The 13,841-nt window shown below is 43.1% G+C and carries 12 protein-coding genes; 1 reads left to right on the forward strand and 11 read right to left on the reverse strand.

Annotated features, from left to right (window positions below):
• Positions 1 to 138 precede the first annotated feature (138 nt).
• Positions 139 to 1,044: a glyoxalase III HchA gene (gene hchA / locus ACHUET_RS12650; protein ID WP_394213270.1), complete on the forward strand. Its 906-nt coding sequence runs from the start codon at positions 139 to 141 to the stop codon at positions 1,042 to 1,044.
• A gap of 95 nt (positions 1,045 to 1,139) precedes the next feature.
• Here the strand turns inward: hchA and ACHUET_RS12655 are convergent, their stop codons facing one another.
• The 11 genes from ACHUET_RS12655 to ACHUET_RS12705 form a co-directional block, all read right to left on the reverse strand.
• On the reverse strand, positions 1,140 to 1,421 hold the full coding sequence (locus ACHUET_RS12655; RefSeq protein ID WP_394213272.1) for a hypothetical protein: 282 nt from the start codon (positions 1,419 to 1,421) through the stop codon (positions 1,140 to 1,142).
• Positions 1,422 to 1,456: 35 nt separating this feature from the next.
• A complete protein-coding gene (locus tag ACHUET_RS12660) occupies positions 1,457 to 2,773 on the reverse strand; it encodes a valine--pyruvate transaminase (RefSeq protein WP_394213273.1) in 1,317 nt (438 codons plus the stop codon).
• A 385-nt stretch (positions 2,774 to 3,158) separates the two neighbouring features.
• Entirely contained in the window at positions 3,159 to 4,559 is a 1,401-nt protein-coding gene (locus tag ACHUET_RS12665; protein ID WP_394213275.1) for an HNH endonuclease, read from the reverse strand.
• 260 nt (positions 4,560 to 4,819) lie between these two features.
• A complete protein-coding gene (locus tag ACHUET_RS12670) occupies positions 4,820 to 5,095 on the reverse strand; it encodes a hypothetical protein (RefSeq protein ID WP_394213277.1) in 276 nt (91 codons plus the stop codon).
• A gap of 240 nt (positions 5,096 to 5,335) precedes the next feature.
• Complete coding sequence (locus ACHUET_RS12675; RefSeq protein ID WP_394213279.1) at positions 5,336 to 7,963, reverse strand: ABC transporter permease; 2,628 nt, start codon at positions 7,961 to 7,963, stop codon at positions 5,336 to 5,338.
• A complete protein-coding gene (locus ACHUET_RS12680) occupies positions 7,960 to 8,676 on the reverse strand; it encodes an ABC transporter ATP-binding protein (protein ID WP_394213280.1) in 717 nt (238 codons plus the stop codon). The genes ACHUET_RS12675 and ACHUET_RS12680 overlap by 4 nt, the downstream gene beginning before the upstream one ends.
• The gene (locus ACHUET_RS12685) at positions 8,676 to 9,512 is read right to left on the reverse strand and encodes an arylesterase (RefSeq protein WP_394213282.1); all 837 of its coding nucleotides are present in this window, start codon (positions 9,510 to 9,512) and stop codon (positions 8,676 to 8,678) included. Before ACHUET_RS12685 ends, ACHUET_RS12680 begins: the two co-directional genes overlap by 1 nt.
• 134 nt (positions 9,513 to 9,646) lie before the next feature.
• Positions 9,647 to 10,861: an MFS transporter gene (locus ACHUET_RS12690; protein ID WP_394213284.1), complete on the reverse strand. Its 1,215-nt coding sequence runs from the start codon at positions 10,859 to 10,861 to the stop codon at positions 9,647 to 9,649.
• Between the two features lie 328 nt (positions 10,862 to 11,189).
• On the reverse strand, positions 11,190 to 11,435 hold the full coding sequence (nqrM, locus tag ACHUET_RS12695) for a (Na+)-NQR maturation NqrM (protein WP_238035777.1): 246 nt from the start codon (positions 11,433 to 11,435) through the stop codon (positions 11,190 to 11,192).
• A 141-nt stretch (positions 11,436 to 11,576) separates the two neighbouring features.
• Complete coding sequence (locus ACHUET_RS12700) at positions 11,577 to 12,674, reverse strand: FAD:protein FMN transferase (protein ID WP_394213310.1); 1,098 nt, start codon at positions 12,672 to 12,674, stop codon at positions 11,577 to 11,579.
• Positions 12,675 to 12,888: 214 nt separating this feature from the next.
• Positions 12,889 to 13,689 (reverse strand): SDR family oxidoreductase, encoded by an 801-nt coding sequence (locus ACHUET_RS12705; RefSeq protein ID WP_394213286.1) that lies wholly within the window; start codon positions 13,687 to 13,689, stop codon positions 12,889 to 12,891.
• Positions 13,690 to 13,841 lie beyond the last annotated feature (152 nt).

Consider the following 13,841-nt stretch of genomic DNA (forward strand, 5'->3'; position numbering starts at 1 on the left):
TGTCTATTTAACCCTTTCTTAGTTTGTTATCTTAAGATAAAAGGGTAGCGGTATCGGCGTATATCCTAAGTATATTGTCTTTAAATATCGCCTGACTAGCTATCCATTTTCCATAATTAATAATAACTAGGAAGCACTATGAATATTCAAGGAATACTAGACAATGCAAAAGAAACATTAGGGTTGCAAGCACAAGAAATCGAAGCGGGAGTATATATTCCTTCCAAGTCATCTTTGAAATTGGCGGCCCCAAGTAAAACCAACTATGACAACACAGAGTATGATACGCCGTATATGGGAAATAAAAAAATCCTCATGGTCTGTAGCGAGCAGCAATACATGACCATGGAAAATGGTAAAAAGTTTGATACCGGCAATCACCCTGTTGAGATGATGGTGCCATTGTTGCATTTTAAAAAAGCAGGTTTTGACACGGATATCTTTACGCCAACAGGAGCGTCTGTCAAAGTTGAGCAATGGGCGATGCCAGAAGACGATGACGATGTTAAACAACTATACGCTGAGTATCAGTCAAAGCTTGAGAGTCCAAAAAGTATCGCTGACTTTGTCAAAAATGATATGGCCGATAGCGACGACTATGCAGCGATTTTTATTCCAGGTGGTCATGGCGCGATGCTAGGCTTGCCTGAGGACAAGAACCTTGGTGAATTGCTACGCTGGGGCCATGAAAATGACTTGTTTACCTTGGCGATTTGCCATGGACCTGCCGCTTTATTGTCCGCTAACCTAAACGCTTCTGATAAGGCGGATGATAAGTCCGAGCGCGACTTTATCTTTAAAGGTTATGAGATGGTAGCGTTCCCCACTGGTATGGATAAGCAAATGCCAAAAATTGGCTATCTGCCTGGTACGATGCCATGGTACTTTGGTGAAAAGCTTGAAGACCTAGGCGTCACAATTAGCAATAAACTGGCCACCGGTAGCACTCATCAAGACAGAAAACTGATCTCAGGGGATGGACCATTAGCTGCCAATGAGTTTGGTAAACTAAGTGCTAATGAATTACTAAAAGCGCTTAGCTAAAAGGTTAGCAAACCGTCCATTTAAAATAAAATAGATCATTTCAGAGCATAAAAAAACGGACTATTAATGAGTCCGTTTTTTTTCAAGCGGGTAATCTAATTTGGATAACCTCGAATAGGAGCTATAGGATAAAAAAGAACTAAATTATCCATTTTTCTTCTTCTACATTGATCCAAAAATTCTATTAATGAATCTTCGTTTTTTAAAAATTCATTGAGCTGTTCAAAAGAAATTTCATAATATTCTTCATACTCAACATACCTATGATTTGGCGGACTAACTGGAAAAGATAAGTAATATTTATTGGTAGTGGTTTCTCTACCTAGCGAGTATCTTTTTTCTCTACTGATTTTCAAATTTTCAAATTCGTAACGCATAGAGGTCTCACGCAAAGTCATATTATGAAGCTAACCTACCTCTCATCATACAACTCGCGCACTACTTCACCAATCACTCTAATACCATCCGTCAGTGTTTGCTCATCCGCGGCAATACTCATACGAATACACTCGTGTGCATGTTGGTAATCGCTAACGTCAACACCGGGGAAGAAGTACTCGCTTGGTACAATCAAGGTGCCTTTTTCTTTGAGACGCTCATACAGCTCAAGGGTGCTAATCGGCAAGTCTTTAAACCATAACCAAAAGAATATCGCGCCTTCAGGCTTGTGAATCATGAGCGGATAATCGCCCAATGCGTCTTTTAATAGCGTCACCGCGAGTTTCGCCTGCTTTTGATAAAACGGCTTAATCTCATTATCAGATAACTGCTTGATACGGTCATTTGCGACCAGTGGCGTGGCAATCGCTGCACCAAAGCGTGTCGGTGCTAGATTCACCACCGCATTCATCGCGCTGACCGCCTCAATCACTTTGGCATCGGCAATGATAATACCCGTACGCATACCGGGTAAGCCAATTTTCGATAGGCTAAAACACAGAATCGTATTGTTATCCCAATGCAAATTGACATCAGAGTAGATGATATTCGGGAAAGGCATACCGTAGGCGTTATCGATAATCAAAGGTATGTCATAGCGTTTGGCAATCTCGGACAAATGCGCCATCTCATCATCGGTCAGCACGTTGCCAGTCGGGTTGGTCGGGCGTGAGCAGCAAATCGCCCCGATACGACCTTCCTTTAGCGCGGGCAAGTTTTCTAACGCGTCAAAATCGACACGATATTTAAAGAAGCCTGCTTCGCCATCATGCGTCACTTCATCGATATGCGGCAATACGGCTGCGAAATGCTGACCTTCCACATGCACATCGCTATAGCCGATATACTCAGGGGTCAATGGCAGTAGAATGGACTTGTCGACAGATTCATTCTTATTATCAGTGAACGCACCGCCAAACAGATTAAACAAATAGAAAAACGCATTTTGTGAGCCATTGGTCAGGGCGATGTTTTCTGCCGTGAGGTTCCAATCATAATGACGGTTAAAGAAGCCAACCAACGCATCGATAAAGCCTGCATCACCTTGCGGATTGGAGTAGTTCGCCATGCTGATAATCGCGCTACTATTGGGCACGCCTGCGTCGTTATCAACGCCCAGCGCCTTATAGGTCTCCAAAAACAGCTCATTAACGGCATCAATTTTGGCAGGGTTACCACCGCCCAGCATGTTGACGGGCTGATCGCTTTTTAGCGCATCGCCCAGATCATCCATCAATTGTGAGATGCCAGTGGGCTGGGTAAATTTTTGACCGAACTTTGAGAATTTCATAGCGTTACCGTGAGAGGGTTATTTGAGTAATAAAGTGGCGTTAGTATAGCAAATGTGAGGTACGCGTATCAGCGTAATAAAAAAACGCCCGTTAAATTAATAGCGAGCGTTTTGGGTTTGCTGTTTAAGGAAATTGGTATTCTGGAGCTAATCTCGCCATTCTCTCACATCTTATATGCCCGCTACTGTCAAGGATAAAAGCCATGCTGTAGCGAAATCCATTATGACAATCAAAGAAATTGCTCAAGTTAGGAGTAGGTTGCTTTCCAAGCACATGTAAATTAAATAAACTAATAGAGTAAATTTTTTATTAACAAACGATGCCTAAGTATGAAAATAGTATTTTCAATGATACTATAAACTAATTTAAGTCTCAGTAACCATATCAATTAGATGTTTTCTTATCTATATTTTTATTATTGTGAAATATTTGTAAATCATAGAATTTTTTATGATTATAATATTTTATTTCTTCTAATGATTTTTTATACTCATTACATATCTCGTCGACATAGTCAACTTTTCTTCCTGCACTATCAATATAGTATCTTCTGAAACTATCAATATTAAATGATCTTTCGTCGTTTTCACTAGCACAATAAAAAAGGTTCATATTATCAAATAAGCTTTTAACTATAGATAAGTCAGTTTCATTATGAAGCTTATCTACTTCTTCAATCATAATTGTATCTATAATACTATCTAAATATTCTTCCAAATTTATATTGTAACGTTGTTCATTCTGCCTTTGAGTAATAAGCCTATATTCAGCATCTTCTTTGCTTCCATTTCTATTTCTATAAGTAGCTTCTAGATCTTCTTTAGTTATGTTTAGCGAGGACAAAATACGTGAGCGATCCTTATAGTAATGTCTATACGGTTCAAAAATGCTTTCTTTCTCAAAAAGTATCTTTTGAGGATAAGATTTGTAAATATTAGGTCCTGAGTAATTATTACTTAAAAGGACATAATGCTGATAAGTTGAGAATAAATCTATATAGCATACTAAGACGTTTGGATTGAATAAAGAATTAAACAGTATCAGGGTATGTGTAGGATAAGGTTGAAAATCCGCCTTTTTATCTTCGATTAGTTTGTCTATTATGCTCAAAGGATAGAATGGTATTACAGATGGATTTTTTGTGAAACTAGCCTGCTTATTATCTTCATGAATACATAGTATTGAAGTTAATTGTTCTCTAGATAATCCACAAAATAAAGCATAATTTACTGCTATTTTAGCTAAACCTTGTTTGAATGTTTTGTTGTCGAGTTTGAAATCAAAAGAAGTCAATCCATATAAATCTCCACAAATAATTATTTCTGGTAAAGGTGAGTTAGGATGTTGCTCTCTAAAGTCATTCTCTACTTTTTTCTTGAAATGCTCAGCTACTTTTGAATTTGAGTAAATGGTTATTTTTTTATTAAGATCACTATAAATCTCAAAAGGTTTATTAGGATATACTTTCCCGTCAGACCAAGTTACACTTATATCCCTTTCGTCTAATACTTCTTGAATCTCAGGAATAAAAGCTTGATGTTTACCTATAATCCTTTTTTTACTTATGTCTTTTCTATCTCTTTTTATTCCCAATAATACAGATGTTGTTTCAAATATTTTATTAAACTCTATATCTATACTATTATTAAGCTTGGAACCACAACTTTCACAAAGTATATCTTTGCAGGTAAGATTACCTCCTATAGCCTGTTGAACTATATGTTCTTTGTGCTGCTTTACAGATGAATTATTGAAGTCTAAACCGCATAAATAACATTTTTTCATGGAAAGTACCTATTAATATTAATTTATCTTTTTGTATATTCAGTCATATAGATATCAGAATACTTTTTCCATGTTATCGCAAGTTCATCAAAATCAAGCTTATTATTTTGCCTTTGAATAGTTAGGTTTCCATGCTTTTTGCTGTCATGAGCCACTTTGTTCTCATATTTCCAATGATTTTCTAAATGAATTTTTTTGTGAGGAACAGGATATTTACCATCCCAAAGTATATATTCAGTCAACACTATTAAGATTTTTTTCTAATCAGTGGTTAGTTTTAGGTTTGCTGAATTGGCAATTTCAACTAACTGATGTGTAGCAGGAAATACAAGCTTTCGTTGAATAGCAATTGATTTAAATAGCAACTCGAAAGATAAGCCCATAAGCATTTTGTAGGTTGACCAACATTCGATAGCATAACCATTATCCATCGCCTCCCATAAAACCTTTGCTGATACGAATAATTGGCTCGCCTTATTATGCCAATGTAATGAATTTTCAGTTAGATTTTGAAACTGATAATCGTAAGAGTCCATAGAAATCTTTCCAGTTCACTGTAATGAATAGTTGATTATAATTCTAATATTTAAAACTATAATTATGAACCTGATATCAAATGAAAGAGCGGTTCAGCCATAATGATAGCGAATAGTAGGATTAGCTACAACAAATGAACCATCATTAGCCTTTGCTAAATTAACAATCAAAAAATCCCCTTTAAGGGATTTTTCCTTGCTAAGCTAAAATTGCAATGCAATTTTTTAACGCTTCTCACCCTAGATCATCGCCCTTACCCTTGCCATAATCCCGCGCCCAATCACCAGCCTCACATAAATAATGGCAATAGCAAACAGCAATACAACTAATGCCACACCGCCAATCGCCAAGCTCGTCCACGGCACACTAAATTGTAGATTAAACCATTGAGTGATAGCCGCCCATGCGCCAACGCTGGCGATGACAACGGCAAAGGTCGCTGCGCTAATACCAAGTACGCCCAATTCTAAAATATTGAGCATATACAAGTCGCGCTTTTGCATACCGAGCAGTCTAAATGACGCGCTGTCCTTCATGCGATCTTGCGAAGTAGACAGTAGCGAGCTGATCAGCACCATGACGCCAGTGAGTAGGGCAAGCAAGGTGAACACATAGACCAAGCGGCTCATTTGTACCACCAGCTCTTGGATTTGCTTCGCAATGGCCGTGCCATCGATTGTGGTGACCGCAGGGAACTCGCGTACCAGTTTGCCTTGTAGCTCTGGAATGGCATCTTCTGATACGTGCGCGGTGGCAAATTGAATCTGCGGGGCAGCGGACAGCACCGACGGCTCAAACAAGAAGTAAAAATACGGGCTTGGGCCACGCTCATAGCGCGTGCGAATACTGGTAATTTGCCCGACGATCTCGATACCTTGAATGTTAAAGCGTACCTGATCGCCCATGCCGACATTGAGCATACTGGCGGCAGTGTCCAAGATAGATAAGGGTTTGACTTGCTGATCGGCATCATCGATAGGCGTATACAGCGCATCGTCTGTGAGCGAATCAACGATATACTCAGTATCCATGACCGTATCCGCGTAGCTTAAGTTAAACACTCGCGTAGGGTCATCAAATCCATCCTCAGGTTCGATATCTTTTGCCGCTACATCGTTCGCCGTTTCTACACGCGCACGAATGACGGGATAATAAGTAACAGGTGCGTCAATGATTGCATCAATTTCATCATGCTGATCGCTCTGCACATCGAGCAAAAACAGATTGGGCGCGTCTTCAGGATAGGCATTGATAAACTGCGCGTTGATACTGTGATTGAGGGTGGTGATGAGCGTCAGCACCGCGACCGATAGCGATAAAGTGACAAAGAATAATGCGGACTGATTGCCCTTACGCGCCAGATTGTGAATGGCGATACGCTGCATCCAACTGACCTTGGCATTGCTCGCTAACTTATTAAGCAGCCATAGCCACCCACGCGCCAGTAGCCAAAATATCGCCACAAAGCCAATCAAGCCGCCCAATAACTGCGCGCCTAATGACAGTGAGCCAACTTCATAAGCAAAGAAAGCATACAGCCCTGCCAGCACCAACCCATACCAAAGCAATGGCACGCGTCGATACCAAGGCAAGTTTTGTGTTTGCGTGCTCGCCCCTTGATTGAGTAGGGTAGCGGGTTTAGTGGTATTAAGCGCACTCAAACCGCGCTGCGCAATCAGTAGCGTCAGGGCTAAGGCAATGAATATGGTCTTGATCGCACTGATTGGGTTGATAGCGAGACCAACGTCAGCAGGCAAAATAGCCACGAGGTACGGCTGACCGATTTTAAGCAAGCCAAGACTAAGGACAATTGCGGCGATACAAGCAATGACAGTCGTTATGATAAGCAGTTGATAGTAGCTACGTTTGAGTGAACCAAGCGGCTCGCCTAACGCCAAACGAATGGCATTATTGGACTGCTGCTTGCTGACGAACGCACTAATGACGCCGTACATGGCGACCGCAGAGAGTAGCAGTACGGCAATGACCAGCAGTTTTAAGAACATCAATACATTATCAGAGATACGCGAGACCGAAGTGTCCGCCGAATCAGCATCAGAGAGCTCAATATCAGGATAACTGGTCAGTATGCCTGTGAGCTTTTTGCGCTGCGTGTTTATCAGCTCAGGATCACCTGCTATCTCGATACGGTAATTGATGCGGCTGCGCTGACCGAGTAGATTGGTCGCCTCTAACGCATCTTGTTTCATTAACACGCGCCCGCCAAAACCGAACGCGGTCAAAGGTCGATCAGGCTCTTTGGTTAGCACATCACTGATCGTAAACTGGGCATCTCCAATATCGATACGGTCACCGACACTAGCGTTTAGACTACTGAGCACTTCTGGGGCGACGATGATACTGTCAGACGTCAGCTGATCCCAGAGCGGCTTTCCTGAGGCAAGCTCAGCTGTACCGTATAAAGGGTAAGAAGGGGTGACTGCTTTGACGCTGGCAAGCAAGGTTTGCTCATCAGTGACCAGCATGGCGCTAAACTGATAGTCATACACGGTTTGCGTATCGGGGAGGGTTTCTACTTGTGCCAGTACCTCGCTGGGCCAGTCTTGTTTACTGTTTAAAATCAAATCACCACCAACGAGCGCGCGCTGATTGTCATTGATATAACTATCGACAGACTGCTGTACCGAGTCGAGGGTCAGGTAGGTTGCAAGTGATAAGGTCAATGTGAGTAGAAACAAAACAGGATAGACCCAGCGCTGCCACCAGCTACGGCTGAGTGCTTGCGAGCCTAGGGTTTTGGTGAAAAGTTGATTGAGGATACCGCTAGAATAACTGGTCTCTTGACGTATACTGGTATCAGTCTTTTTTATATCAGTCGATTTGTTGTCTGTCAGCTTTTCATTCATGTCGGTACAATCCGCCCATCATGCATGGTAATGACGCGATCTGCCATCTCAGCAAGCGCAGGATCGTGAGTGACCACTACCAGTGCCGAGCCAACCTGCTGGCGTAAGTCTAATAACAATTGCATGACTTGATCCGCATTTTGCTCATCCAAGTTACCTGTCGGCTCATCGGCAAATACAATCTTGGGATGAGAGACCAGTGCTCGTGCCACCGCTGTGCGCTGCTGCTCACCGCCAGATAGTTGATTGGGTAAGCTGTGACGCCTGTGACCCAAATCAACCGCATCTATCAGCTCGTCTACGCGTAATGGATTTGGACGTCTGGCGATATCAAGAGGAAAGGCGATGTTTTCGGCCACTGTCAATGTTGGCAGTAGATGGAACGACTGAAAGACAAAGCCCATGTCCTGTTGACGAATGACCGCCAGCGCATCTTCATCCAGACTACTGAGCGTTTGACCTGCTAGCGACACCGTACCGCTATCGGGATAGTCTAATGCCGCGAGCAACCCTAGTAAGGTCGATTTGCCCGAGCCTGATTTACCCATGATGACCACAAACTCGCCCGCGTTGACATAGATATCTACATCCTTGATGATAGATAATTTTTGCTCACCGACTTGCACGGTTTTGTTTAACTGGGAGGCAGTCAGTAGGGCTTGTGTCTTAAAGTCTGTTTGCGATGTCTCTGCAATCGAGCTTGATGATGTCATTACATGGTCTCGTTAGTCGTCTGGTTTTGAGCAGTTGCAGCTGTGTTATCAGTATCGGCTGTTTTTAGCTCTTTTAACTCATTTAATTTAGGCTCTAGAATAGGCAAGATATTGTCATTGACGATGATCGTATAGCCTTCCTTAGTCGGATGAATCGCATCGGCTTGGTTGAGCTCACGGTCACCGCCCACACCCTCTAAGAAGAACGGAATAAGGGTCACGTTCATGTCCTTAGCGACGCGAGGATAAATGTCTGAGAACGCGGCAACGTAGTCATCGCCTAAATTGTCGTAGATCGACATACCACCCAAAATAACGACACTGCCATTGTCTTGTAGACGTTTAACAGCCGTACGGATATTGGCTTCAATCGTCGCCACATCGATACCGCGTATGGCGTCGTTAGCACCAATGGTCAAAATCGTCACATCAGGTTTGGTTTGTAGCACCCAGTCAAGGCGATTGACGAGTCCCGTACTGGTTTCACCGCTCAGACCCGAGTTGATCACCTTGGCGTTGTCGTAGCCCATCTCTTGCAGACGATCTTCTAGCTGAGCAGGGTAGTTATCATTTTTATCAACCCCAAGACCTTCTGTCAGTGAGTCGCCAAGCGCTAAAATAGTGATTGGTGACGAATTGACTTGTTGATCCGCGGGCGCTGCGGCCTCAGTGGTTACGGACGCAGTATCGGCTTGATTGTTAGTTACTTCAGTATTCTGTGTGTCAGTCGGCGCTGTGGGTTCGGCATCTTTTTGACAGCCACTGATGGCCATGACAGCCGCGAGTATGACGATAGCAGGCAAGCGCTGAGCGAAACGAAAGGGTAAATTCATCATGGGGGTTGTGTCCTATATGCAATCAAACCAGTGTAGCAAAATAAGACGGCGACCAATATTGCCCTAAGGTTAATTTAAAGACAGCTTTATTACGCGTTAGAAATCAAAAGCTTATAGAGATCGAAAAAGTAATATCACATGTATTTACCATCAACCATCACCGGACGACTGACGAGCCAAGCAATCACCACGTTTGCAATCATTAGTATTAGCATAATAAAAAGTGGCAGACCCCAGCTATCAGTCGATTCATGGAGCCAGCCTGTGCCAAGCGGCCCAAAAAACGCAATCAAATAACCGACGGCTTGTGCCATACCAGACAGCTCACTTGATTGATTGGTGGTATAGGTACGCAGGGAAAACAGCATCATACTCAAGGTAAAAATCGCTGAGCACCCAATCCCCATCATGGCTGACCATAGCCACGCCAAATCAGTAGATAGATAGCTGATACCTAGCACGCCAATGACATTGAGTACAGCGGCAAACACAGCGAGTGCTTGAATAGGACGACCACGATTGATTAGCCACGTCAGACTCAAAATAGAGATGGGTGCCATAAACTGAAACACAGAACCCATTTGGCCAGCGCTCACGGCAGATAGCCCTTTACTAACCAAAATAGAAGGCAAAAAACTGGCAACGGTATAAAACAGTAATGATTGCAGCCCCATGAAGACAGCAATTTGCCAAGCAAACGTCGTTCGCCACATAGAGATATCAGAGGTATCTTTATCTGTAGATATGACGGGTTGGTGGTTGGATGAGCCCAAACGCACACGCAAAAATAACCAAATCAGTAACGCAAATATACCCAAAATCGTCCAGCCACCCAGCGCCCATTGCCAGCCTACTTGCTCAGACAAAGGGAGGACGATGCCTGAGACTATCCCTGCGGTCACTGTCATGGTTAAACTAAACAAACCCGTAATCAGCGGAATATGTTGCGGAGTACGTTGCTTGATGACAGGCGCGGCTAGTGTATTAGCAAAGCCGATTGCTAAGGTCAGCAATAAAGTACCGATTAAAAACCCAGTCCACGTCGGGATAACGGTACGCAAAATCATACCAGTAGTTAATAGTGCGATCATGGCAATCAGCGTATTCTCAAGCCCGAAGCGTTTGCCAATGGCTGGGGAGATCAGCGCACCAAGGGCAAAACCCAGCATCGGCACAGCACCTAACCAACCAATTTGTATCTCTGAGATACTGAGTGCTTCTTTTACCACTGGCGCGATAGCGCCCAGCGCAACGATAGGGGCACGCATATTGGTCGCTAGCAAAATCATGGCACATAGCACTAACCAAAAGGTGAAACGTGATGAAGGCAGATTGGATGAGGTAGACATAGCAGCACAACGATACAAGGAAAGGAACACGTTATAAAACAGCGCCGAAAAATCGTCGCTTGTAAAACAACACCAAAGATCATTTACTCAGACACGTACCTAAACGGTAATCAATAACGTCAATCAGAACTAAAAATTTGCAGAGGGCAAAACAGATAAGTCTGCTAGCCTATTTTTAAATAGGAAATATCTAAGTCAAGAGTGTCTAAATAGGAAGAATAAGAGATGGCGATATAAAAATAGCGCCAAGTCACTTTTGAATGACTTGACGCTATTATACGAACAGATGTTAGGTAAATACTACCCGCGTATGGTAACCAATGAGTTTTTACACAGATTTGCCGAGTTGTGCAGCTCTTAATGCGTTTTCTTGCTGTTCTGCCATCAATGAGTCGCACTTATTGGGATCATCGCCACAAAATGAGCACTGCTCATCACCCATCAATTTGGCAACACCACCACAAGAGCCTTTAAGCGGCTTTTTTTTGACCATATAACCGATGCCCATAAAAATGAAAAATAGGATAAACACCGTAAAGGTAATGGCAAGCATGGGAAGCAATTGGCTAAGCATAGAGGAAACCTCATTGTCAAAAGTGGGGCAGTTGCTGTTGATGATAACGATGTACTTTTCATGGCAACTAACTAATAGTATAGCAAATTTTGGCGAAGCTCGTTGCGGGTTATCGTATTCTCTTGTTTCAATGCCAGAAACTTACTGGGGCTTTTTATCAGCGCGTAATGCTTGCATCGCAGGAGTCTGTACTACTTGCCAGTCATCGATACTATCATCAGACACGTTATCCGAAGTATTACTCTCAGACCTGTCTGTTTTTACATCGTCAGCCAATACCACAAACATAGCAGCCAAGTTTTGGGCTTTAGCGACATCTAGTGCTTTATGATAGGGCATCGCTGTCAGCGCCGTTGCCCATGCATCAGCCAAGGCGACTGAGTCAGCTGCTACCGTGACTGAGGGTGCACCGCCCGCGATAGGTTTGCCAGTGGTCGGATCAATGGTATGGCTATAGCGCTTGCCATCGAATATGACGGAGTTGCGATAATTTCCAGAGGTTGCCAGATGCATTTGGCTAGCCGTATTTTTTGGTTGACGAATCGCAGATATCGTTTGGCGCTCGCTAACAGTACTGCCCTCGATAGGGGCGTCAATCGCAATTTGCCATGGCTGCTGTTGGTTGTTAACGCCAGACGTCGAAATTTCACCGCCAATCTCAACCATGTAGTTGCGGATTTGATAGTCCTCTCTGAGTACGTCAGCGATGACATCAACCCCATACCCTTTGGCAACGGCAGAAAAATCAAGCTCAACGCCGTCTTTGGTTTTGGATACCGTTTGGTCTTTTTTTACGATGCTCTCAAAGTCTACCAGTGCTTTTGCTTGAGCAATCTCGAGCGCTGTAGGCGGGCTCTGTAGACGCTCGACTGTCATGGTACTGCCAAAACCCCAAGTCTCTACTAAAGGCATAACGGTAGGATCAAACGCACCACCAGATTGCTCGTAGACAATCTTTGACACATCCAGCACTCGACTAAAATCAGCGTCGATGGTAATCGGCGTGTTTTTATCCAACCGATTAAATTTAGAAATGGTCGAGTCGCTCTGATAGGTCGACATGCTGTCGTTAATCTGTTTCAAGCGTTCATCGATTGACGCTTGTATGGCTGCTTCGTCTGCATCGTCAGGGAGCTGATAGCTGATATGGTAGCTTGTCCCCATCGTTTCACCAGTCAGATAGTTATAATCTGGTGTTTGCTGGCAAGCACTGAGACTCAAGATGCTGGTAAGGCTCATTGTGCTAAACAGTGTGTTTTTGATCGTTTTCTTAGAAAATAAGCAGTACATTGTATTTTTCATAATATCTTCGGTATGACGTAGAAATGAATAGGGTGTAAAACAAGATACGCTTATTTTACACCCCTTGGGCTTAAAAATACCAATGATGGCAATGTTCAGTGACAATCTATTATGTGCAAAGACACTGCATACTAAGCTACTACAGACTAATCTATTTTACTTGCGACTCGCGTATTAGCTTATAGAGTTTCGGTGGTGACATACGATTGACTCGTGTTGCCAGTTTTTCTTTGCGACCCGCGACAATGATATATTCTTCGCCTTTTGTGAGTGCCTTCACCACTTGCTTTGCAAACTCAGTTGCCGTCAGACCTTTATTGGTTGCCTCATCCATCGTTCCTTGGGCGCTGCCATCACCTGTTAATGCATTGATAGAGATATTGGTTTGGATAAATCCTGGGAATATCGTTGCCACTTCTATGCCTTGGTCATGCAGTTCAGCACGTAAGCTGTTCGCCCACATATGCAGTGCGGCTTTGGCTGCCCCGTAAGCGCCGCGATATTGCGTACCTAATAAGCCTGCGACACTTGATACCATGACGATTTTGCCACCGCCTTGTGCAATCATGTCTGGCAATACCAGTCTCGTCAGACGCGTCTGGGCAAAGTAGTCTATCTCCATAATTTGGCGTTCGACGTCTTCATCTGTCTCCATGATGAGTGAGCGTTGACTGATACCAGCGTTGTTGATTAGCCAATCGATTGTTCCTGCCTGAGCTTTGGCATTGTCATAGGCTGCTTTTGCTTGAGCAGCGTCACTAATATCAAAAGGAATGACAATATGCCTATTCGCACGCTTGCAGCTTTTTTTGACGGATTCTAGTTTTTCATTATCACGGCCACTAAGAATAATTCTAGCACCACGCTTGGCAAAGGCAATCGCCAATGCTTGCCCAATACCGCTAGAGGCACCAGTGATCCAAATGGTCAGATCTTTGTATTTCGTTTTCATAAGCGTCCTTTCTTAATATTTAGAGCATTCATGATATAGGATAGCAAAGCTAATCTACCAGTTAGATTTGTAGTCTAAGAAATTATAATAATTGCTAAAAATCACAAAAAAAAAGAGCCTCAATTGAGACTCTTTTTTCGTATGCTTTTAAG

This window comes from Psychrobacter piscatorii, from assembly GCF_043641605.1.
GTDB classification, from domain to species: Bacteria; Pseudomonadota; Gammaproteobacteria; order Pseudomonadales; family Moraxellaceae; genus Psychrobacter; species Psychrobacter piscatorii_C.